Here is a 22,458-nt window from a genome sequence, read left to right as displayed (position 1 = left end):
CCTCGAAAGAGGGCCCCGAATTTATGTTTAACGGTATTATAAGCACGAAAAGACTACCTTTCGGCAGCCTTTTCAGCAACAACTATTTCACAAATCTTCCGATAAACTCAGAAACTACGCTCTCATACTTAACCGGATCCATGCGGAAAGCTTCTCCGTGACCCGCATTAGGAACGATGTAAAGCTCCTTCTCGACCGGACTATTTTCATATACCGTATGAACCATTTCCGTAGGAACAAAAGTATCATTATCGCCATGAATAAACAGAGTTGGCGTTTTAGATTTCTTCACCTGTTCTAAGGCCGAGGCTTCACCAAAGGAATAACCTGCCCGGATCTTTGTTAGCATACTGGTCGTATCTACAATTGGAAAGGCGGGGAGATGGTACATTCTTTTTAATTGAAAGGTAAGCTCGTCCTTCACTGAGGTATAGCCGCAATCTTCCACAATTGCTTTAACATTAGCTGGTAAATCCTCACCGCTTGTCATCATTACGGTAGCTCCCCCCATGGAAACACCGTGCAGTATGATCTGTGTATCCTCACCGTTTGCTTTCAGAACGTTCTGTATCCACTTCAGGTAATCCTTACGTTCTGGCCATCCAAAGCCGATATAGTCACCCTCACTTTCTCCATGTCCTCTGGCATCCGGCAGCAAAATATTATATCCAAGTCTCTCATAATACATTCTGGCATAACCGCTCATTTGAGTTGCATTTCCAGCATAGCCATGAGCAATAATCACTGTCTTATCGGAATGTTCAGGAGCAGCTAAATAGTACGCTTTAAGCTGTATTCCGTCATCAGAATTCATTTCCCATCTATCAAAGCTCTGGGTATCCCACCACTCTTGGTCTGCCTTCGAGGTATCTTTAGATTGTTCTACCTCTGGACTGGACTGCAGGTCAGGGCTTTCATTTAAGAAGTCCTTTGAAGCACGTGCAATAGCAACATGATAGAAATAAAAGCTTCCCACAGTTACAACAATGATTAAAAGTACAATAACAGAAGAAATTCCGATCATCATTTTTTTCTTCAAACTAGCTCTCTCCTAAATAAAATTTAACAGTATTAATCTATGTTATCAGATTAAGATAACATGTATATTTGAATATTCAAAATCATAGTATTGTAAACTCATGTTATTCACTACGTGATTAGTATTCTTTTAACTTATTATTTTATATTACCTTAATGGACAAAATATCTACAAAAAAAAAGCCCCAAGTCGGCAAAATGCCAACATGGAGCTCTGCTATTTTAGTGATTTAGAATATGCATGCGCTTGTAATAATTACTAATAAGATGAACAAAACTAAGATTGCGCCTGTAGAAGTAAAAGCACCACCAACATGACCATATTCAGCACCCATGAGAAGACCTCCTCCGTATTTAGAATACATCATAAGATATGTAATGAACCCCTTAGAAGATTGGGCGTTCAGTTAAAAAAAAAGACCTCTACTGGGCTACCAGCGAGGTTAAAGGCTCTACAATTAATCAGAAACTAAAATACCATCAAAGCTTTCTGGGCCCACACGTACTGTACCGAGAAGATTAGAAGAAACAAATGCTGTATAAGTGAGCTGAGGTGTGATGGCTGGTAAGAAATCCGCTGCTGAAAAGGTTATTACTTGCGGAGCCAATATACTAAGAGCAAAAGTTGAAGTAGCAGAATACACTTTTGGATCGGTAGCCAAGGTTCCTCTTACAATCGTAATTGTGATACCCACTAACGCTAGCGGAAGTGTCACTGATATCGTTCCTTTAAGGAGAACACGTGGATTGGTAGTCACTCCAGCCGTTAACAACCCAATCTGTCCAAAAAGCTGCGGCGTGTTAAGTACCGTAATAGGAATCGCTATAGAGTTGGCTAGGCTGGCATTTTGAGATGTTCTAGCATCAAGGTAAGTTCCCATCGTTGCACCCCCTTTATAAATTGGCATACCATAATATATTAGTGTTCTCGACTGAATGCATAGCCACATTACCAGTGTAAAACGATTGTTTTATAAAACTCATAGGCAAGATCTATTTATCATCTTTTTTCGTCCCATCCCTTTTATTAAAAGCCAGTTCAAACAAACCGGTCGCTGATAGTCCCGCAAGCCCCCCCGCCCAGAGTCGCAGAATCAGATTCATATCAGTGAACGGGTAGGCAACTGCTCCAACCAGCAAGCCAATAGCCAACCCCACTACTGGCACAATGTTCCGCGGAAGTTCAATGCTATTCTTCACAAGTTGTACAAGTGCCATTACAAAAACAGCTAGGACTGAAGCAAAGGCAAGCACACTGTTGAGAGCATCGTTATACATGTTTTTTAATCCTCCTTATTTCATTTTTTACTTCCTGTTACAAGTAAACCTGCACGGTTCAGCACCGTTAATATGCGATAGAAATCGTAACTGCCACCCGATGGAGTATCGAGAAGTCCTGCCGCAGTCGCTGCTTTCACAGCCGCTTCAGCCCATGCAGGGACATTCATGACTGCCCGATTTTCAATGAATGTCACCCGATCCGTAAGCTTATTAATCGACTGCCCCTGTTCTTGCACACCTGTTTTCAGCGTATCCCTGCTATCTGTAAGAGCTGCTATAAGAGCACGCAGTTCCTTTACTTCCGATTCTAGACTAACAAGCTTTTGCTTATCCTCTGCTGACATCTCATCATCTCCTCCCATGGATTTGTCGTCATATTGATACAGATTATAGGTATTCATAATTTGAATCAGCTTAGCTGCATAGTTCGGATCAGTAGCGTAACCAGCTGCGGCAATCTCTTGTGCGGCCACCTTGCCACTCGCACCGAGAACCTTGCTGTAAAGGTTGCGATTCCATGAGACTCCATTCACAATCAAGTCGGAATGATCCGCGATAGATTCTCCCCAGTTGTTATAGGCTCGAAAAGGGGCATTCACTTTAACAGCTTTACCGTTAATATATTCGGTAGTTTGTACAGTAATGCTGCCAGCAGGTCCACTTCCTTTGATCCCAAACAAATTATTCGCTTTCACAGTCAATCCACTGCTGCCCCAGCCTGACTCCAGAGCCGCTTGAGCAATGGTTAACGAAGCAGGAACCTTAGTGAGCTGCATGTCCTTTACAGCAAAATTCGCAATCTTTGCTATAAACTCGCCTTCTGTCATCTCATCACATCCTCTCCGTTTATTAAATGCGGGGCATCATAAAATGACTGTGCTTATCCCCTTCTAACATTGTGTTTTTACTAGATTCGAATCCAACTCGGCAACAAAAAAAAGCCATCCCATTACCCATGAAATGACTGCTGGAGTAGCCTCAATGATCTGAACATCTAACTTCCTAATTACATCTCATTCGCTTACGAATCATCTATCGGACTCAGCTGACCTTATACGCAGCGTTAGCTCACTTTTTGGATATTAACGGACACCACAGCCGTAATTGGCACCAAAAACAATCAATAACAGGCTCTTCATATAGAATAATGTCTCTGAGGTCCGAAACCATGCTAAAAAGGATAAAAACATGCTAATAACGTCATCCGGGTCCTAAAGCTTCAATAGACTGAATATGACTCGGCGGTGTAAAAGCAGCCAAACAACGATCCAAAAAAAAGGAGTAGTAGTTCTCCTATTATTAGAGAACTACTACTCCTTTGTCTTTCATGACATCGACCACTGCTATCCACTATGACGTGGAGCGTCTATGTAAAATGGAGGGGTGCACTTCTCGGTAGCTCAAGCGGTGCCTTAGGTCCTGCATAATGCATCCTCAACTCCTTTCACCCGGACAATATGTAATTATTAGTAAATCTAGCTTGTGAATCCCGTAGAATTAGCGTAATATATAGTAATAATTTACTATATAGGAGGGTCTAACAGACTATGCCTTCATATTATTTTAAAGAAGTATGGACACCCTTACGCTGGGTAGGTATAAAGTTTTTTCGTGATGATGATGGATTCTTATGGATTAAATGGTGGGCAAAACCCAGAAAACGGTTACGTTAACGCATACTATTACATATGCCATAATACATAGGCTCAGCAGTTAGAATACTCATAATAATCTGCACTGCCCCCCCTCCGCTTCAAGCATTGATTTGCTAGCGGAGGTCTTTATGATCCACGCTAGCAACTGATGCCGTCCGTTTACTAATTCCCTACTTTTGCCCCAAATGAACGTGCCAAGAGTACCGCCTGTTCAATATCCATCCGCACTCCCTGCAGATCCAGACTCTTTAAATCAATTCCTTCAACAATCGCTTCCCGCATATCCGCTCCCTTAAGTTTGCATTGAGACAATTGTACACGGCTCAAATCCGCTCCGCGCAAGTCACTTTTTTGCAAATTACAGCCCATTAAATCCGCTTCTGTAAATCGAATCCCTCGCAGATCCTGTCTGCTTAGATTAGTATGTCTTAGGTTCGTGTACGACCAGTCCCCTCCGAGTAGGGAGATTCCGTCCAAATATGCATTTGAGAAATCCGATCCAACCATCTTGCAATCTTCGAATTTAGATACAAACAGGTTCGCTCCCGTAAATTTACAATTGGTAAACGCTGAACCTTTATGGTGAGACGCATTAAGCATGGCTCCAGTAAAATCACAATCAATAAATCGGCAGCCAATAGAGTTCATCTCTTCCATAGAAGTGCCTTTGAAGGAGCATTGCTCGAATGTGCAGTTATTTAACTCACCATCCTGCAAGCTTCCTTGATCAAAATTGTGATTACGGAACGTTTCATTAAGGTATTGGTACATATAAATCTCATCACCTTCGTTAGTATTAAAAAAATTAATTCTTAATTAAAAATAGCACTTTAGTAGATTGTTCTCAACATTCCCTTTCGATATAATAGCAAATAAACAATGGGGAGGAAAATTATGGATGTGTCCAGCAGGAAAGAACCATTCCGTTATGTTATGAACCATCCGCTTGAATGCTGGATTGAAGTTCCGCTTAACAATTCCGGTCCAGGTGCTGGAAAGTTAACAGAGGCTGTATTACTCGATCTTAGCCGTTCGGGTTGTAAGGTACGTACTCCTTTGAATCTTCGATTCACTGCAAGAGATACTAGGCTTATTATTCATCTTCAATTAAATGAAGAGAAGCTTCAGCTCTTATGCAGCGTCCGGTGGGGTTGGATGTTTGGGCTGGGCCAATATCAATATGGAGTTAAATTCCGCTTGGACGAAAATGAGGAAGAACGCCTAATAAGAGAGCTTGAAACATGGACCGCCACCCTTCGGGTTGAAGGTCTGTAGAACTTACCCTAACAGATGCCCTTCACTTAGAAGGACGTCTTTTTTTTGCACAAAAACGAAGACAAAGCTAAATCGCCCTGTCTCCGTTCTAAAAACTATTCCGCCAAGTTGTGGCTAGATGTCCACTCTTTTATTAACGAGCTTGATGATGACCGCTATAAGAAGAACTGCTATCACCGCTTCAAACAGAAGAGGAGCTAGATTCAAATGACCCTGTATAAGCTGTATCCCATTTGCGGTATCCATCTCATCTATGACCTCGAACTGGAATACACTTTCCCAAGCAGTGAAGTTACTTTTGAAAATAAAATACTCCAAATAGAATATTCCATTCTGTAACAAATACGCAGTGGCCAGCCCAATCCATACTCGCCCCTTAAATTTCACACTTCGTGCAACCGTAATGGAGACCATCAAGGTAAGCATGATATAACCGGCAAACCAATACGCCTGCAAGAGAACTAACAATCCCACTTTCCAGAAATTCTCCGGAAGAAATGAGGAGGGATACATTGAAAGATACACACCAAAATGGATCAAAGCTATTAAAATAATACCCAGCATTAGAGCTAAATAGAGCACTAACGGAGAAAGGACTGTGTTCAAAGTTCTTACGGGCACTAGGCGACGATTATAGGAATTTATATTGTTAAAAAAGGTTTTTGCTGCCATGACAAGAAAGATCAGTCCTGCAATAACATAAGCTATTCCGTTCAAAGTAAACCGTTCATAGTCATGCAGTTTGGTAAATCCTAACCCAATCTGTGCCAGAATTATGATTACAAAAACTGCAAGAAACTTATCCCTATCCCGTCTAAAATCATACTTCACTAGCTTTAGCATTCTGCGTACACCTCTCTGAACAGTTCGTCAATACTTTTGCCATGGCGTAGCCGAATATCCTCCACCGCAGTATGCATCAGAATTTCTCCTTCTTTTATAAAAATCACATCATCAAAGATCCGCTCAATATCCGATACTAAATGGGTTGATAAGAGAATGGTACTGTCCTCTTCATAAAACTCTACTAACGCGTTAAGAATTTTTGTTCTAGCTACCGGATCTACACCACCAATGGGTTCATCCAGCAAATAAAGGCTAGCTCGGCGTGATAGGGCAAGTGTAAGCTGTAAACGTTCGTTCATCCCTTTGGACAGGTCCTTTACCTTATCTTGCGCTCTTAGTTTCATAAACTCCAACATTCGCGAGGCTTTAGTCTGATCAAAATCCGGATAGAAGTCAGTTTGGAATTTCAGAGCATCGGAAACACTCATCCAGGATTCTGTAAGCGGCTTATCAGGCATAAACGACACCACCGCTTTACTTTCTGTTCCTACAGAACCCCCAATGACGGATACACGACCAGAGGTAGGTTGTGTCAGTCCAGCGATGATTTTCATAAGTGTACTTTTGCCGCTGCCGTTACTGCCCAGCAGTCCTGTGATCTTACCCGCACTCAGATTAAAAGATACCTTGTGGAGGGCATGCTTGGATCTATATTTTTTTGTAACTTCATGAACCTCAAGTATATTCCCCAACTTGTTTATCCCCCTATTCTTTATCCTTGTTACGGATATTCTCCGCAACCGCCGCTAAAATATCTTCGCCTTGAAAGCCAAGATCCTGCATACCACGAATGAAACGATCTAGCACATCTTTGGCCATTTCTTTTTTGATGGTCAGGATAGTACCTTCATTACTTGTGACGTATCTTCCCATTCCACGCCTGGTTTCCACGATTTCTTCACGCTCCAGTTCCTGAAAAGTTCTTTGCACCGTATTCGGATTAATCTGCAGTTCACTGGCAAGTTCTCGTACTGAGAGTATTTTGTCTCCCGGTTTCAGCTTGCCTGTGACGATTTCACCTTTGATGTAATTCATGATCTGTATATAAATCGGCAGGTTGTTATCGAATTCGATTGTCATGATTAAGCAACATCCCTTCGTCTAAAGACGGAGAAACCTACGAGAAGAAAGACAGCTGTGTATAAGACAAGCATCACGACAGAAAAGGTCAGTGTCATTCCAGGCATAGGTGCTCCTCCACCTTCATAAGCAGATAAATTTAAGTTTGGAAACAGAACATATTTGTAAAAATCACGAGAAATAATCAATTTGTCTATCATTAACGCAAACATAGTAGCCCCTATCGTTACTCCCGTTGAAGTGGTCAATATCCCCAGCATAAAAGCAAGTGTTCCATACACAACCGTACTAACGAGATTATACAATAGGTTTGTAAGCATCTCACTCATACCCGCTTCTCCACCACTTAGTCCAAACCACAAAGCTCCTGTTCCAAAAACGGCTATACCTCCGATGACAGTCAAAGTCAAAGCATACAACAGTACAACCACATATTTGGATGCGAGGATTGCTGTACGGCTTCTGGCGCGGATAAGCAGGAACTTGATGGTTCCTTGACTATACTCTTTTGAGACAATACCTGCTGTTCCGATAATCGCAAGAATTGTAATCACTTGCCCAATCCCTTGGGAAAGCAGCATCATTGCTGAAAAATCATAAGCTGATTCAAACAGACCAGGTGAGACAGAATGAACTATATAACCTAACAGCAGGGATAATAGAATTAATATCAGATATGGCATAAAAAATGTGCGTTTTTTTGAGAGCTTGAGCCATTCATTCACAATCAGATTATTAAAGTTACGCAATGCGGTTTCCTCCTGTCCATTTCAAGAAATCTTCCTCAAGACTTTGTTTATTCTCCGTAATCCGAAAAATCCCCACACCTTCATCACTAAAAGTAGATACAAGCTCCGGTACTCTGCTATCAAGCAGACTTACTGTCACTTCAGATCGCGCGCTATCCATAGAGATCAATTCCGCATAATCCAAGCGCTCCAAGATATTTATAGCGGATTCGATTGATCCTACACGGATGGTGAGCTTCACTTGTGCGGTTGCTTCCTGCTCCTCACCAATCGTAGTTACGGTCACCAGCTTACCATTCTGGATCACAATAGCCCGATGGCATATTTGTTCAATTTCAGTAAGTAAATGGCTGGAAATCAGAATAGAAATGCCTTCCACTTCCGCGATGGTACGCATATAATCACGCATTTCCCGTATTCCGGCCGGATCAAGTCCGTTCGTAGGTTCATCTAAAATCAATAACTTTGGCCGATTGAGAAGCGCCTGAGCAATCCCAAGACGTTGGCGCATCCCCAGCGAATAAGCCTTTACTTTTTTATTCATCGCTTCTTGAAGTCCTACCAGTTCTACAACCTCATCTATTCTGCCAGCCTCAATGTTATCCGTCATTCTTTGGTACTGCTTCAGATTATCAAGTCCAGTCATATAGGGATAAAACTCTGGATTTTCAATTATCGCACCGATATGGCCAATCGCCTGCTTAAAATCCTTTTTCACACTGTGGCCTTGGATAATCACATCGCCTTCGCTCATCCTTATTAAACCCGTCATCATTCGAATCGTTGTGGTCTTTCCTGCACCGTTTGGACCTAGCAATCCAACAATTTCACCCTTACGGATATCAAATGTCAGCTTATCCACAATCGGTCTTCCTTTGATGATCTTACTTACCTCATTCATTTGCAGAACGATTGAATCTTGCATTTCTATACCACTCCCCTGTTTCATGCGAATCCTCCCTGCCAACTAATGTATTGTTCATTTTTTATATTGTGTCAGTGTCATAGTTAAATAGTACACTAATATATTGTTGGAGTAAAGCCCAAAATAATAAATTCATGCAAATAAGGGCTTTCTATTAGACTTTCAGCCAAGCCAAAAAGTTATATGAACATAGATTAGATAACAAAGGAGGAATTACAAATGAAAAAAGAAGTTCACATTTCTCAGACTTTCCCTCGCTTGACCGTGTACGATGAAGAAAACTTCAATGGACGCCGTAGAGTATATACTGGCAACCTGGGTATTCGTAATACGGACAACATCCTCGATGGTATTGAGAGCCTTCGGTTCTTCTCTACTAGCAGCAATGCTACACTGGTACTCTTCACAAGAACCCGGTTTAGAGGAAATTTCCGTGTTCTTCGCGGGAACCGCAACATTAGGGATCTGGATGATTTCATTTCAGGTAATGACGTGGAATCCATTATTTCTACTAACCAACGCTTAACCCTCGAACAAATCCGTAATATCCGCAGCAGCGGTAACTTGCCTTCGGGATATCGTTTGATCTAGGAATTGCTTACAACAACAAAAAGGAGTAATCCGGAGCCTAGCGCCCAGGTCACTCCTTTTTCCAGTCGAAACTACCGCATTCATTTATGGTAAATCTGGCGGCGAGTTGTCGAAAACGACAGTTCGTCAATCGAACTTGGAGGGATTAACCATGATTACAAAAAAAGTAACATCTGTAATATATCCTAGGCTAAGAGTGTTTAGTGAGGAGAACTTTCGGGGGCTTCGCAGAACTCTTCGCGGCAACCTGGGCATTGCAGATATAGATTCAGTCCTTACAGGAATAGAAAGCTTGCGCTTCTTCTCCACAAATCCGAACGCTACGCTTGTGTTATTCGATCGTTCTGCCTTCCGCGATAATTTCGTCATTTTGCGTGGCAACCGCAGCATCCGCGAACTGGACGACTTTCTGCGAAGAGGTGATGTCGAATCGCTCATTTCAAGCAATCAACGGCTGACCCCGGCGCAGGTTCGCACCATTCAACGTACCGGCAGCTTGCCATCAGGATATCGTTTGATCTAATTCTTTGAGGACGCAGTTTAAGCCATAAGCTTAAGGTGCGCCCTCTTTTATTTTCCGCTATAATGACTCCATACATATTAAACAGGAAAGAAGGCTACTTTATGGAACCGATCGTTTCTACTCGATGGCTGCTTGCTCGGTTATACGAGCCTGAACTTGTTATAGTTGATTGCCGTTTTTTACTTACTGACCCGGAAGCTGGACGTAAAGCCTATACAGAAGATCATATTCCCGGAGCAGTTTATCTACATCTGGAAGAACAGCTCTCCGCTCCAGTAAGCGCACACGGTGGACGCCACCCACTGCCTGAGTTCTCGAAGCTAACCACCGTTCTTAGCAAGGTTGGCATTAACAGAGATAGCATTGTCGTTGCTTATGATGATCAAGGTGGAGCTTACGCTTCCCGTTTATGGTGGATGCTCAGTTATTTAGGGCATGAACGTGTGTATGTAATGGATGAAGGCTACTCTGCTTGGAAAAATGGTAAGTTTCCCGTCAGTGATCATCAAGCGGTTAGGATTCCTAGCCAGTATGAAGCAGATGTTCAGAAGAAGATGCTTGTTAGCATGGAAGATGTGCAAAATGTAGTTAACGACGGTGGTGCACTATTGATGGATTCCCGCGAGTCCCGCCGCTATGAAGGACTTGAAGAACCCATTGATCCGAAGGCAGGTCATATTCCCGGAGCGATCAATAAGTTCTGGAAGGATGTACTGGATGAGCAAGGGCGCTGGAAATCAACTGAGGTGCTGAAAGAGCATTATGAAGGAATTGATCCTGAGCAAGAAATTATCGTGTACTGTGGTTCAGGCGTAAGTGCCTGCCCAAATGTGCTCGCGCTAGGCAAAGCCGGGTACAAGAATGTGAAGCTGTATGCAGGAAGCTGGAGTGATTGGATTTCATATGAGGAGAATCCGGTGGCTACTGGAGGAGAGTAAAATACAAGAGCCCGCGTCCGACGCGGGCTCTTGTATTTATGAGTAACTCCGATAGATAGCTAAAATCAACAAATCAAAACTCAAGTCAACAGTTAGCTAACTTTAACTACGTCTTTTATGCTGTATAGATCGGTCAAATCCTTTCCCAATGCGCTTTCTAGCTGATTATTCCCTCTGTTTACTCCTTTTCAATGTTTGGAGAAATTATTCTAAAAATCGCTGATCCGCAGCTGATTCTCCGCGTCCAACAGCTCGAATTGATTTCGATTAAACCGGATCAGCCCGTCCTGTGCCATTCGCTGCAGCTCTCTGGACAAGGCGCTGCGGTCAACAGTCAAATAATCAGCCAGGTCGCTGCGGGTAAACGGAATTTCAAAACAGGCGGAATTGTTTTTTTTGGTCTGGAGGGCCAAATAATGCAGGATACGGTCCCGCAGCGATTTGTGGGAGACCAGATCCAGCTTTTGATAGATAGACCGGTTGTTCTCAAGCAGCAGGGCCAACATATTCTCAATGATCCGTCCCCTTAAATGGCAAGTGTCCTGGCCGGGCCGGACGATTTTATTTATTTTGATAAACAGAATCCGGCATTCCGATCCCGCCACCGCTTCATAGCCGCTGTGCTCTTGGACAAGGCGAAGCGCCGTTTCGCCAAAGATTTCTCCATCCCCGAGTTCCGAGAAAATAAATCTCATGCCTGAGATATTATCTTTGCACAGCAAAACATTGCCATGGATAATAATGCCCACCGAATCCAGAATATCGTCTTTTCTAAAAACAACCTCCTTCCGCGCAAAATCCTTGATTGTGCCCTGCAGGCAGCTCAGTGCTTGCTGCACCTCCCGGTCCGCGAATCCCTTAAACAAAGTGGTGCTCTGTATCCTGCTCAGATATTTCTGCAATTTTCTCAGCCTCCTGTTGCCATGGCAACAGAGTCATGATGAATACTCTGCTACAATAAAATAAATGAGAATAATTCTCATTAGTCATTCTCATTATATCAAATTGCAGGAATCATTCAATCAAGCAATTTGGAAATAATCAAAACACTGTACTTTGAATAGGGGGATCGTATGAGTGGAATTACAGCAGGCAAGGTATTTTTCTTAACAGATATGATCAGCGTCAAGCCGCACCGGATTGCGAGCCGAACGCTGTCATTACCCGTAGCTGCAGCCGAAACAGCAGCACAACCGGAATGGGTATTGTATGCCATGGATCAGGAGGAGACTATCAGTTCGGAGACCTCCCCCAAATCTAAAATCATCCATGTGCTGGAAGGCGAGCTTCATCTGCTGGTGGCGGCAGAGCCCTATCAATTGACAGCCGGCGCATCTGTTATCGTCCCAGCGGGCACATGGCATGATTATTCCGCCCACAGCAGCTGCAAATTTTTGCAAATCAGTATATAAAACGGAGGTATTCAAAATGGAAACAGGTTTATTTATTAAAAAACTGCCGCAATCCGCAGTCATAGATTTGAAAGAAATCATCACAATAGAGGAACAGCAGGTTTCCAGTCTGACCCTTGTACAGCGGCCAAATCTGGCAATGACCTTACTTTCGCTGGATAAAGGCTCGTCGATTGGGGGCCATTCTTCCCCGGGCGATGCCATGGTCAACATTTTGTCCGGGCAAGCGGAAATTACAATTGGAGAAGATAACTACACAGTTCATGCGGGGGAGACCCTAGTTATGCCGGCCAATATTCCGCATGCCCTATACGCAACAGAAGCGTTTCAGATGCTTCTGGTTGTAGTCAAGCCGGATAAGTAATGGGGTGAATGCGATGAAAAAGGAAGTAGGCCATAATTTTTTGGCGCGGCTGGGAAAAAAACGTTTGCGGCCCGGCGGCGTTGCAGCAACCAACTGGCTGATCCAGCAAGCCAATCTGAGTACGGACAGCCAGGTTTTGGAGGTAGCCTGCAATATGTGCACCACCTCCATTCAACTGGCCGGGAAATACCACTGTCAAATTACCGGCATTGATATGGACCCGCGGGCGCTGGAAAAAGCAAACCGAAATATTAAAAATGCCAATCTGGAAAACTATATCCATGTCCGGCAAGGCAATGCGATGAAGCTCCCTTTTGAGAATGAGAGCTTTGACGTTGTCATTAATGAAGCCATGCTCACGATGCTTAACCAGCCTGCGAAGGAAAAGGCAGTCGCCGAATACTATCGGGTACTAAAGCCTGGCGGCATTCTGCTAACACATGATATTACCTTTGCCAAGGAAAATATGGAAGAACATCTAGCCGAGCTTCGCCGCACCATTCACATCAATGTCGAGCCGCTGTCTGTTGGGCATTGGGCGGGATTGTTCCACTCCGCAGGCTTTAAGCAAGTAGACAATGCTACCGGTCCCATGTCCTTAATGAGTATCAATGGACTCATTCGCGATGAAGGGGTTATCGGGGCGCTGCGTATTGTGAAAAACGGGCTCAAGAAAGAGAACCGGGAACAGTTCAAAAAGATGTATACCTTTTTTAATACGACGGGTAAAGATCTGAATTATATTGCCGTTTGCAGCAGCAAAAAATAGTTGGGCGCAGGCCTATCATGTCTTATGATAGGTTTTTATTTTCACTGTAATTGAGAATAATTATCAATAAAATTCATCAACATTACCATCTAGCTGTCAAAATAACCGCTTGAAAGGAACTCACGATGAAAGCTAAATCTGTTTATGCCTTGTGCCTCAGTTTACTGTTAAGTTTATTTTTTATGTTAAGTGCCTGTTCGCAACAAAAAAATGAAAATTCGCCCAAATCCGCCGCTCCCTCCGCTGGCCCGGCAGAAACACTGAATATCACGGTCGGCGGCCCTCCTTCTCCGCCTTCTCTGCCTATTCTGAGGCTAATTGAATCCAAGGCATTGGGAGAATCGGTCAACATCGAGTTCAAAACCTGGGAGTCCATCGACACGCTGACCGCGCTGGCTAAGGACAATCAAGTAAGCTTCTTAGCTCTGCCACTGAACAATGCCGTCGTGATGTATAACAAGGGAATGGATCTTTCCTTGATGAATGTGAATACCTGGTCAGTGATGAGCATGATTACAACAGATCCGTCCATCCAGAGCTGGGCGGATCTTAAAGGAAAAACGCTGTATGTGCCTATGAAATCCTCGCCTGTCGATTATATTACGCAGACCTTTTTGAAGCATAACGGACTGGAGCCAGGGAAAGACATCACATTGCATTACACCCAGCTGGCTGAGGGAGCTCAGCTGTTGTTATCCGGCAAGGCCTCCACAATTGTGAGCATTCAGCCGCAAATTACCGCGATACAAATGAAAAATGATCAGGTGCGCTCGATCGTGGATTACAAAAAGGAATGGCAGCAGGTTACCAAATTAAACACCGATCTGCCCAACGCCGGACTCGCAACCAAGCAGTCAGTAATTGCCAGCCAGCCGGAACTGGTCGCCCGCTTCCAGGAAGAATATCAAAAAGCGCTGCAATGGACGCTGGACAACCCCAAAGAGGCGGCTCAGTTGGCCAACAAGTATTTCAAGCTGGATGCCGGTGTGGTTGAGAAAGCGATTCCGCATATGGCGCTGGATTTCGCCTCCGCTTCCGAGAGCAAAGAGGTTCTGTCAACGTATTACCAGACGCTAATGAATTACAGCAAGGACAGCATTCGAGGCAAGCTTCCCGATGAACAGTTCTATTATCAGCCTAAGTAAAAAAGCCATATCCCTGTTGGGCATTGCCTTGCTGTGGCAGCTTGTAGCTATGCAGATGGACCCTTTTGTCCTGCCTGGCCCGCTGGAGACGATGCGCACGGTCCTGAGCTATTTCGGTGATCCGGAGTTTTATTATGCAGTTTATCGCACGCTGCTCAAGCTGCTGATCGGCATGGTCTGCGTTCTGCTGCTGGGCGGCTGTCTGGGGCTGCTGCTTGGACTTTATCCGCGTTGGAAGCCTTATCTGGAACCAGTCATCGATATAATGCAATCCGTGCCGCCGATCGCCTGGCTGGGCATCGCGATCATTTGGTTTGGGCTTACGGATCTGCCTGCAATTTTTATTATCGTGTTGTCCACTACACCGGTTTTGGTGGTCAATCTGTACGAGGGATTTGCGGCGATCGATGGCAAATTGATGCGGATGGCCAAGGTCTATCATGTGCCCGGCAATAAGATTCTCCGGCATATCATATTGCCTTCGCTCAAAAGTTATCTGAAATCAGGCATGATCACCTCAGCGGGACTGGGCTGGAAGCTGGCCGTAATGGCGGAGCTGTTGACCTCCGTCGACGGGATCGGCAGCCTGCTGTCCGATGCCAGAACAAATCTGGAGACCGATCGTGTGTTTGCCCTGGCGTTGTTTATGGCTATTTTCTGGAATGTGATCAAATCTTGCATTACATTTCTGTTCCGCAGCAGGGTAAGCCTGCCGACGCATTTGAATAAATAAGGGTGGGGCTTATGCTTATTACACTACAAGAAGTTTCCAAACGCTATTCGGGAGTTCCAATCCTGGAAAAAATCAGTCTTGAAATCCAGATGCCGAAAATCATTTGTATTCTAGGCCCTTCAGGTGCGGGAAAGACAACGTTGCTGAATATCCTGTCACAGTCCGAAAGCGCCGATTCCGGCAGGGTCACTGTGCATCCAGAGCTAAAGCTGTCCTATGTCTTTCAAGAGGATTGTTTGCTGCCGTGGTCTACAGTTGGTGAGAATATCAGCTTTGTTAAGGAGGCTTCTCCGACCTCTGCGTCGGAAATCGAAGCATTTTTGGAAGAGGTCGGGCTTGCTGCCTACAAGAATCATTATCCTCATCAGCTGTCAGGAGGCATGCGGCAGCGCTGCTCCATTGCCCGCGCTTTTTATCACGGCGGAAATATGCTGCTGATGGACGAGCCTTTTCACTCCCTGGACTATCATCTGCGGTTTGATTTAGTTCAGAAATTAATCGCATTGTGGGAGCGCAAGAAATGCGCCATCGTTTTTGTTACGCATGATATTGATGAAGCCCTGCTGTTGGGGGATGAAATTATGATCTTGTCCCGACATCCGGGCAGGATTGTAAAAATTATTGAAATTGATACTCCACAGCGCAGCCGTTCGCTGAAAGAGCTGAGCCTGCTGAAGATTCGCGCCGAAATTCTGGAGCAGCTGCTGACGGCACAGTAATTGCCTGAATGATGCAGAGCATTTCAAAAACAGGTATATAGAAAACGCGAGTCTGGGCGGCATTGCCCTGAACTCGCGTTTTTGTGCTAAGTGATTCGGTTATGTATTTCTAGCGCCTATTTTGCCGGGTATCGTTTCAACTGCTGCTCAAACACGGTATTATAGTAAAATTTTCGCGGATAGGTATCCTCCTTCAACACCTTGTAAAGCACGGATTGACCTTCTTCATAACGGACCGCAAATTCACATTCATCATAAAAACGCCGGGACAGCTCACGGATATTGTCTTTCTCGGACGAACAGCGCCATCCGAAATAAATCATGTCTAGCTGGTCCAGCGGATCACGGTAAGTGTCGAGGACAATACAAGCGTTTGGTTGCTCTGGATTGCTGTAAACGAGCACATGTCCGGTGTGAACAGGGTTGGCAAAAAAATGTTCATAAATCTCAGCAACGGGTACTGTAATACCCAATTGATCCATGATGATCTGAAAATTCGGGTGCGGAATATAGGTATCACTCTGCTCATCCGGGTACTCCACCAATTCTGTAATGGATGCCATGACCCCAAATTCATACTTCATATAAACATCCTTCCTGTTGATTGCTTGAAAAATATCCCTATGCTTGCTATGATAACAAAATTATTAGGATGAGAGGCGATTTTCATGAAAAAAAAGCTGCGTTCTATCACGCTCAGGGAACTGGAATACAGCTATATATTGGGCATGAGAATCCATGACGAACGGAGTCTGCTTGAATTAAAGATTTATCATAAAAATGTAAAGCTCCACCCCCTCCGCATCCAACTCCTAACATGGGATGATCCTATTGCCGGTTGTCCGCTAAATACAGGCTATCTGCTGCAAAACCATAAAAAGGGTTTTGAAGATGTCTATAATCTAAATCATCCACAGCGTATCCGCGAATGGATCGAATATGGAACGGCTAAAGGCTGGGACGGCACCCGGACAATAGAGATCATAAATGGATTGGATGCTATGCAGGAAATGGGCTATGATATTACTTCATTGCGCACCTCTATATAATCAGTCGAAAACCTGTTCCAGTGCTTGCGGATAATAAGGGCTGATAATTTTATAGGCATTCAAGTGAGGATTGCTTAAATCATTATCATAAATGATCATATGCTGTCTGCTTTTTAAAATAATATCAAATCGTTGCTTGCAGTCAGCCTGAACTATCGTAATATAATAGCTGAAGTTTTTGTCAGAACTGACATTTCGGGCCGATTTCATTAATTGAACATGAGAGAAATCAGCAAAAATCCGCTCAATAACAGCAGGATCAGTAATAATGATGTCTTTCTTTTCACCGGGAACTGAAGACAATCGCGAGATTTCTAGAGAGGCGATTTCTTCCAAACGGATGGTATTGGCTACGATTCGTTTAAACGAAGTATAGCGGCTTGCTGTATAGGCCATCAAAGAGACACCTACCCCTGTCAGAAGCGCACCGACAAGCATATATTTTCTATTTTTATCCATTTCCCCATTCCTCCCAGTAATACGATTAAGTAAACTACAATTATAAAACTATATAGACACCGGTGCAAATTCAGAAACATAAAGTTCAAACGGTACAAAAGGGCGGTGAGCTCCTAATCCTCAAGCTCGTCCAGCTTCGCTTCCAATTCAGCCAGCTTACGATTCGCTTGATCCAATATTTCTTGAAGCTCTGCAGCTTCTGCTCGTTTTATTTCTTTTTTAACGGCCTTAATCTGCTGCTCCAAATAAAGAATATCGGCTTCATTTCCTGAGTTGTTCCAGATCTGTGAGTAAGTCATAGTCAGCCTCCGTTTATCTATGTCGACGATTCAATCATAACCCGCATTCCACTTCTTCAGATTAATCGATGCTACTCTTGGAGTCTAGCTAATCAACAAAAAACAATGACCGATTACTATTCTATATTCAGCACTCTTTACTTAATAAACAAAATAAAGAAGCAGCGAGTTCCTCCTCTGCTTCTTTGTTGCGGATTAACCTGAGATCTCATTTATTTAGCCAGCAGTTTAGGGAACTCATCCAGCAGCATGCTGCTGGTCAACATATCGTCATAATTCCATTTGGTCTCCACAAAAGTAACTTTTCCGCTCTTTACAGCAGGGAGCGAGCTCCACAACGCAGTTTTCATTAACTCATTAAAGGAATTTTCCGCATCAGCATTGGCCGGATAGATGACAAACAAATGGTCACCAATAAGCATCTTATGCATTAGCTCAGGGGAGACCTCAATATAGGGTGCACCTTCTGCCGGCTCGATTTCCTTCACTGCCTCGGACATTTTGTAGCCCTGCGGCTGATACAGCAGTGCAGGAATACCACCAGTTTTCATCAAATACATTGTCTTGTTCCAATAATAAATCAGCACTACCGCTGTTTCTCCTTCGGCAAGTTTGCCTTCCTGACGCAATCCGCTCCACATATTCTCGGCCTTGCGATTATATTCGGACAACAGTTGCTCTGCTTCAGCCTTTTTACCCACTATCTCACCAATGACAGGCAGACGCTCAGACAAGGGTTTACTCTGGTCAAATACAACAGTAGGTGATATTTTGGACACTTCTTCATATTGTTTGTCCATCACATAACCCAGCATTGTCAAATCCGGTTCCAGATCCAAAACAAGTTCCAGATTTGTAGGAAATCCAATATCCTGTGCCGGGGTTGTCTCCTTATCCAAATAGACTGATTCTTCAATAAACCGGCGGTCGACACCGACCGGCTGAATCCCGAGTGCTAGCAGGTCTCCGATCGAATTACCTTGCAGCACAATCCGCTGTGGACGCTCTGGAATATCAACCTCATGCCCCTGACTGTCTTTATATACTCTTGTAGATTTTGAATTGGTGGCTGAGTCTGGTGGACTTGTCTCTGTTTGCACAGAGGATACTGGACTAGGGCCAGCATTCACAGAATTAACAGGACTGTTCCCTGAAGAACAAGCACTAAGCATTAAAACCAGACATAACAGCATCGCTGCTCCCATTGACATTTTTGTATTTCTAACCATCGGTAAATCCCCTTTTCTTCTATATTGATAATGATTATCATGATCATTAACAATATAACTTGGCTCAGCCCATCCTGCATTAGACAATCTTAGCCTGATTTTAGGACGATCTGATCCTTTGGCAGAGCCTAGGGCCAATGACTTAAAATTACCCGGAGTCACACCGGTTGTTTTCTTGAAAATACGGATGAAATAGGACAGGTCCGTGTACCCCACTCCGGCGGCAACCTCCTGCAATGATGCATCGGTATTTAGCAGCAGTTCCTGCGCCTTATCTATTCGCGTCCGAATAAGAAAATCAATCAGACTGGTACCCGTCTTGCTTTTGAACTGCTTCGCCACATAGGCCACACTATAATTAAGCTGCTCTGCAATAGAGGATAAGGTAATAGGCTGACTGTAATATTCTCGTATGTATCGAACTGCTTGCTCCACCAGATCCGGCTTGACGGGATAGACTCCATATGCCTGTCTCTGCCGCTCAACTTCGTAGACAAATTGATAAAGCATTGCTTTGATCTGAATCCGTTCAAGTGAACTTGAGTCCAGCCATTTCCGGTGCATCTCCTTTACTTGAGACAACAAAGCCACTGGAGCATTCGGAACAAATTCATATTGTTTTTGAAAAGGACTGTTTCTTTCAAAAAGTCTACGTACACCTGATCCGGACGTTAGCGAAAGCGAGGCTTTATAGAAAATAAAATAAAACTCCATTTCCTCCCTGACCCAATCAATATCCAGTTGCCCTCCCTTTCCGCTGTGTAGGATATGAAAACGTTCTGCAGCATGTTTATTTCCATTGAGCCGAAAAACCGCGTTGCCGCGAACCATATATAAAAAACCTGCAGCCGGGAACCTATAGGAGGTCAGCTTGTCTCCTGCCTTAAACAACATATGGCGAATATCAATCAGCCGGATATGTGCATAATCCCAGAGCATCAAATTATCATCAGCATTTAAAATCTTTACTCGCCTCCTTCCTATCGGAAGTATAATTGATAATCATTATCAACCGCAAGAGCTGGAAGCAATCTACAAACAAGAAGTCTGATAAAGGCAGTTAAGCATCACCTAAAAAAACAACAATTCGCCTCTAATCAGTAGCTGCAATGTGCCAAGCTACAGGCTAATTGTTAAGATCTCCCTCTCCCCCCACCATCTTGAAATCCCGCACCAGTCAAGGATTTATCCTGTGCATCATCCATTTTAATTTAATTTTTTCATTCTCAAAATTACTATTTCGAAAATCTCACTATCTTCCGATATGTTCTTATGAGCTATTTGCTCAGAGACAACTTGGGGGAGATGGTAGCATGTTACAACAACTAAAAAAAAGGCGGTTTGGTTCATCAAGCATAGCAAATACTTTGTCCATTGTACTTTTAGTTATTATTGTTGTCGTCTTCTCAATCTTGGGAACCTTTATGTTTTCCAGCACTCGCAGCATACTTGTGAAACAACAAGAATCTATGCTTCAGACCAAAACACAGGCACTTGTCAGTCAATTTGATGCACTATTTAAGGAAAAGGGTTCACTGGTCAAGCAAATGTCAACGAATAACTTATTCAAACAATACATCGAAACCACCGAAGTTCCTGAAATGGCCAAGACTTCTCCGCATGCCGCTGAAGTAGCAAAGACACTAGCTGCCATTGTAAAGGTGGAACCCACTTTTGCAGATGCATGGATTGCTAGTACTGCCGGCAAAGGTTTTTATATCCTCAACAATGGTACGACATCAGATGCTGCTTTTAACATTAAAGAACGGCCGTATTATAAGCCAGCAGTCGAAGCAGACGGCCTGTACTACTCCGATCCTTATATTGACATCACTACAGGTGATATGCTGATGGGTATTTTCTATCCGATAAAAAATGACAACAATACATTAATCGGTTTTGTCGCGGTTGATATAGCGTCTAAAAATATCCCTGAGATAATGGAAAGCTATAAGCTAGGCAGCACAGGTTATTCGATTCTCGCCTCCAAAACAGGTGATATTCTGTATCACCCAGACCAGTCTAAGGTCACAAAGGAAAAGATTAATGAGCTGCCAGGTGATCTTGGGGGAATCGGCAAGAAAATGATCGTTGGTGAATCCGGCGTACATCTGATTAATGACAACGGAGAACGCCGTTACATCGGCTATGCTACAAGTAAAGATACCGGCTGGTCCGTAGGTTTAACTATTTCAGAGCGGGAAGTGCTCTCCGAATTAAAAAAGTTCACCTGGATTACGATTGGCGGGTTTGTTGCAGCGGCGATTCTGCTCGTTCTATTTTCGTATATCACGCTCCGTTATCTGCTCAGATCCATACCGAAGCTGCTTACCAAAATCAAACGGGTGGAAAATGGGGATTTGACGGTTCAATTTGATGCCTATTCCAGCAACGAAATTGGACAAATCTCCAACGGAATATTCAACATGGTCCAGAAAATTCAAGGGATGCTCCAAATAGTGGGTACCTCCGCTCAGGTATTAAACCAGTCCTCAAAAGATCTGCAATCTATTTCTTCCCGCACAGCTATAACGATGAACGATACAGCCACAGCCATTAATGAGATTGCGAATGCAACCAACTATCAGTCGATCGAAACGGATACGATTTTGCAAAAAACCGGATCATTATCTGGTCAAATTGACGAAATCGCTAATGATGCCATAGCCATAGAGACGATGGTGCAAGCTTCTGCCGACCAGAGCGAACTGGGTTTGGGTGTGTTGGATCAGTTATCAAAATGGGCAGAAGAAAATCACAACTCCACTCATTCGATATCGTCTGCCATCCATGATATTGATCAAAGCCGTCATGAAATTTCGAGCATCGTGGACACGGTACATCAAATCGCTACGCAAACCAATCTGCTGGCGCTAAATGCTTCCATAGAAGCAGCACGTGCGGGAGAACAGGGACGCGGATTTGCCGTTGTTGCCGGAGAGGTTCGCAAGTTGGCGGAGCAGACTGCACAGGCTACACAGGAGATTGGCAGAAAGGTTCATGAAATCGAAGAGAAAACTAGAGCATCTGTGGAATACACAGCCCAAGGACTTGAAATTGCCGAAGAAAATGCAAAATCCGTGCAGGCTACGAAACAGGTATTCTTTAGCATCAACAGCGATTTGGAGGCTTTAAGATTACGTATGATTCAAATCAGCAGCAACACCTCCAAAGTCCATAAACACAAAGATGAAATCCTACAGGCACTCGAAATCATTTCTTCAACTACAGAAGAGAATTCCGCTTCAACGGAAGAAGTTAGCGCAAGTACGCAAGAACAATTGGACAGCATTGAACAGGTTGCCGAACTGTCCCTGCAGCTCAATCAGTTGTCCAAAAAGCTTCAGGACGAATTAAACCAGTTCCAGGTCGAATAGTC

Annotated in this window: 28 protein-coding genes; 12 read left to right on the top strand and 16 right to left on the bottom strand. The window is 43.8% G+C overall.

Annotated elements, in window-relative coordinates; translation table 11 throughout:
- Window positions 1–82: 82 nt before the first annotated feature.
- The 6 genes from MHI25_RS13820 to MHI25_RS13795 all read right to left on the bottom strand — a co-directional run bounded on the left by MHI25_RS13820 (window position 83) and on the right by MHI25_RS13795 (window position 4,745).
- On the bottom strand, window positions 83–1,039 hold the full coding sequence (locus MHI25_RS13820; protein ID WP_076126107.1) for an alpha/beta hydrolase: 957 nt from the start codon (window positions 1,037–1,039) through the stop codon (window positions 83–85).
- 229 nt (window positions 1,040–1,268) lie between these two features.
- Window positions 1,269–1,373 (bottom strand): sporulation protein YjcZ, encoded by a 105-nt coding sequence (locus MHI25_RS13815; RefSeq protein WP_111503812.1) that lies wholly within the window; start codon window positions 1,371–1,373, stop codon window positions 1,269–1,271.
- 123 nt (window positions 1,374–1,496) lie between these two features.
- A complete protein-coding gene (locus MHI25_RS13810; protein WP_076275523.1) occupies window positions 1,497–1,919 on the bottom strand; it encodes a hypothetical protein in 423 nt (140 codons plus the stop codon).
- A gap of 112 nt (window positions 1,920–2,031) precedes the next feature.
- Entirely contained in the window at window positions 2,032–2,316 is a 285-nt protein-coding gene (locus MHI25_RS13805) for a holin (protein ID WP_076101776.1), read from the bottom strand.
- Window positions 2,317–2,336: 20 nt separating this feature from the next.
- On the bottom strand, window positions 2,337–3,146 hold the full coding sequence (locus tag MHI25_RS13800) for a glycoside hydrolase family 73 protein (protein ID WP_076280758.1): 810 nt from the start codon (window positions 3,144–3,146) through the stop codon (window positions 2,337–2,339).
- 990 nt (window positions 3,147–4,136) lie between these two features.
- On the bottom strand, window positions 4,137–4,745 hold the full coding sequence (locus MHI25_RS13795; protein ID WP_076126101.1) for a pentapeptide repeat-containing protein: 609 nt from the start codon (window positions 4,743–4,745) through the stop codon (window positions 4,137–4,139).
- Between the two features lie 123 nt (window positions 4,746–4,868).
- Here MHI25_RS13795 and MHI25_RS13790 point away from each other — a divergent pair, with 123 nt between their 5' ends.
- Window positions 4,869–5,249, top strand: a complete 381-nt coding sequence (locus MHI25_RS13790) for a PilZ domain-containing protein (RefSeq protein WP_076126099.1) — start codon at window positions 4,869–4,871, stop codon at window positions 5,247–5,249.
- A gap of 114 nt (window positions 5,250–5,363) precedes the next feature.
- Here the strand turns inward: MHI25_RS13790 and MHI25_RS13785 are convergent, their stop codons facing one another.
- The 5 genes from MHI25_RS13785 to MHI25_RS13765 are packed head-to-tail and all read right to left on the bottom strand — an operon-like array spanning window position 5,364 to window position 8,873.
- Window positions 5,364–6,092, bottom strand: a complete 729-nt coding sequence (locus tag MHI25_RS13785; protein ID WP_076189942.1) for a hypothetical protein — start codon at window positions 6,090–6,092, stop codon at window positions 5,364–5,366.
- The gene (locus MHI25_RS13780; RefSeq protein WP_076126093.1) at window positions 6,086–6,787 is read right to left on the bottom strand and encodes an ABC transporter ATP-binding protein; all 702 of its coding nucleotides are present in this window, start codon (window positions 6,785–6,787) and stop codon (window positions 6,086–6,088) included. The genes MHI25_RS13785 and MHI25_RS13780 overlap by 7 nt, the downstream gene beginning before the upstream one ends.
- A gap of 13 nt (window positions 6,788–6,800) precedes the next feature.
- Entirely contained in the window at window positions 6,801–7,175 is a 375-nt protein-coding gene (locus tag MHI25_RS13775; RefSeq protein ID WP_076101764.1) for a GntR family transcriptional regulator, read from the bottom strand.
- 2 nt (window positions 7,176–7,177) lie between these two features.
- On the bottom strand, window positions 7,178–7,924 hold the full coding sequence (locus tag MHI25_RS13770) for an ABC transporter permease (protein ID WP_076304218.1): 747 nt from the start codon (window positions 7,922–7,924) through the stop codon (window positions 7,178–7,180).
- On the bottom strand, window positions 7,917–8,873 hold the full coding sequence (locus tag MHI25_RS13765; protein ID WP_081386289.1) for an ABC transporter ATP-binding protein: 957 nt from the start codon (window positions 8,871–8,873) through the stop codon (window positions 7,917–7,919). The genes MHI25_RS13770 and MHI25_RS13765 overlap by 8 nt, the downstream gene beginning before the upstream one ends.
- A gap of 195 nt (window positions 8,874–9,068) precedes the next feature.
- Here MHI25_RS13765 and MHI25_RS13760 point away from each other — a divergent pair, with 195 nt between their 5' ends.
- The 3 genes from MHI25_RS13760 to MHI25_RS13750 all read left to right on the top strand — a co-directional run bounded on the left by MHI25_RS13760 (window position 9,069) and on the right by MHI25_RS13750 (window position 10,901).
- Complete coding sequence (locus tag MHI25_RS13760; RefSeq protein ID WP_076126089.1) at window positions 9,069–9,440, top strand: hypothetical protein; 372 nt, start codon at window positions 9,069–9,071, stop codon at window positions 9,438–9,440.
- Between the two features lie 151 nt (window positions 9,441–9,591).
- Window positions 9,592–9,963, top strand: a complete 372-nt coding sequence (locus MHI25_RS13755) for a hypothetical protein (RefSeq protein ID WP_076126088.1) — start codon at window positions 9,592–9,594, stop codon at window positions 9,961–9,963.
- Between the two features lie 101 nt (window positions 9,964–10,064).
- Window positions 10,065–10,901, top strand: a complete 837-nt coding sequence (locus tag MHI25_RS13750) for a sulfurtransferase (RefSeq protein WP_248548150.1) — start codon at window positions 10,065–10,067, stop codon at window positions 10,899–10,901.
- Window positions 10,902–11,110: 209 nt separating this feature from the next.
- Here MHI25_RS13750 and MHI25_RS13745 read toward each other — a convergent pair whose 3' ends face one another.
- Window positions 11,111–11,803 (bottom strand): Crp/Fnr family transcriptional regulator, encoded by a 693-nt coding sequence (locus tag MHI25_RS13745; RefSeq protein WP_076126085.1) that lies wholly within the window; start codon window positions 11,801–11,803, stop codon window positions 11,111–11,113.
- Window positions 11,804–11,974: 171 nt separating this feature from the next.
- Between MHI25_RS13745 and MHI25_RS13740 the strand changes: the two genes are divergently transcribed.
- The 6 genes from MHI25_RS13740 (at window position 11,975) to MHI25_RS13715 (ending at window position 16,043) form a co-directional block, all read left to right on the top strand.
- Complete coding sequence (locus tag MHI25_RS13740) at window positions 11,975–12,313, top strand: cupin domain-containing protein (RefSeq protein WP_076126083.1); 339 nt, start codon at window positions 11,975–11,977, stop codon at window positions 12,311–12,313.
- A 16-nt stretch (window positions 12,314–12,329) separates the two neighbouring features.
- Window positions 12,330–12,677: a cupin domain-containing protein gene (locus tag MHI25_RS13735; protein WP_076189939.1), complete on the top strand. Its 348-nt coding sequence runs from the start codon at window positions 12,330–12,332 to the stop codon at window positions 12,675–12,677.
- Window positions 12,678–12,690: 13 nt separating this feature from the next.
- Window positions 12,691–13,446, top strand: a complete 756-nt coding sequence (locus MHI25_RS13730) for a class I SAM-dependent methyltransferase (RefSeq protein ID WP_076126079.1) — start codon at window positions 12,691–12,693, stop codon at window positions 13,444–13,446.
- 125 nt (window positions 13,447–13,571) lie between these two features.
- Window positions 13,572–14,591 carry an MqnA/MqnD/SBP family protein gene (locus MHI25_RS13725; protein ID WP_340395540.1) on the top strand — a complete coding sequence of 340 codons (1,020 nt, stop codon included), beginning with the start codon at window positions 13,572–13,574 and terminating at the stop codon, window positions 14,589–14,591.
- Window positions 14,563–15,324, top strand: coding sequence for an ABC transporter permease subunit (locus MHI25_RS13720; protein WP_076126075.1), 762 nt, complete (start codon window positions 14,563–14,565; stop codon window positions 15,322–15,324). Before MHI25_RS13725 ends, MHI25_RS13720 begins: the two co-directional genes overlap by 29 nt.
- Before the next feature lie 11 nt (window positions 15,325–15,335).
- Entirely contained in the window at window positions 15,336–16,043 is a 708-nt protein-coding gene (locus MHI25_RS13715; protein ID WP_076126073.1) for an ABC transporter ATP-binding protein, read from the top strand.
- A 116-nt stretch (window positions 16,044–16,159) separates the two neighbouring features.
- Here the strand turns inward: MHI25_RS13715 and MHI25_RS13710 are convergent, their stop codons facing one another.
- Window positions 16,160–16,627, bottom strand: a complete 468-nt coding sequence (locus tag MHI25_RS13710) for a hypothetical protein (protein WP_076126071.1) — start codon at window positions 16,625–16,627, stop codon at window positions 16,160–16,162.
- An 84-nt stretch (window positions 16,628–16,711) separates the two neighbouring features.
- On the opposite strand from MHI25_RS13710, the gene MHI25_RS13705 reads away from it, so the two are divergent.
- Window positions 16,712–17,092, top strand: a complete 381-nt coding sequence (locus MHI25_RS13705; RefSeq protein WP_076126069.1) for a hypothetical protein — start codon at window positions 16,712–16,714, stop codon at window positions 17,090–17,092.
- On the opposite strand, the gene MHI25_RS13700 is transcribed toward MHI25_RS13705, so the two are convergent.
- The 3 genes from MHI25_RS13700 to MHI25_RS13690 all read right to left on the bottom strand — a co-directional run bounded on the left by MHI25_RS13700 (window position 17,093) and on the right by MHI25_RS13690 (window position 20,018).
- Complete coding sequence (locus tag MHI25_RS13700; RefSeq protein ID WP_076126068.1) at window positions 17,093–17,551, bottom strand: hypothetical protein; 459 nt, start codon at window positions 17,549–17,551, stop codon at window positions 17,093–17,095.
- 113 nt (window positions 17,552–17,664) lie between these two features.
- Window positions 17,665–17,850 carry a hypothetical protein gene (locus MHI25_RS13695; protein ID WP_076126066.1) on the bottom strand — a complete coding sequence of 62 codons (186 nt, stop codon included), beginning with the start codon at window positions 17,848–17,850 and terminating at the stop codon, window positions 17,665–17,667.
- Window positions 17,851–18,062: 212 nt separating this feature from the next.
- Window positions 18,063–20,018 (bottom strand): AraC family transcriptional regulator, encoded by a 1,956-nt coding sequence (locus MHI25_RS13690; protein ID WP_340395679.1) that lies wholly within the window; start codon window positions 20,016–20,018, stop codon window positions 18,063–18,065.
- A gap of 374 nt (window positions 20,019–20,392) precedes the next feature.
- On the opposite strand from MHI25_RS13690, the gene MHI25_RS13685 reads away from it, so the two are divergent.
- Window positions 20,393–22,456, top strand: a complete 2,064-nt coding sequence (locus MHI25_RS13685; protein ID WP_340395539.1) for a methyl-accepting chemotaxis protein — start codon at window positions 20,393–20,395, stop codon at window positions 22,454–22,456.
- The last annotated feature ends 2 nt before the right edge of the window (window positions 22,457–22,458 follow it).

The sequence above is a fragment of the Paenibacillus sp. FSL E2-0177 genome, from assembly GCF_037992975.1.
GTDB classification, from domain to species: Bacteria; Bacillota; Bacilli; order Paenibacillales; family Paenibacillaceae; genus Paenibacillus_AQ; species Paenibacillus_AQ odorifer.
This window is presented reverse-complemented; position numbering and strand designations above follow the sequence as displayed.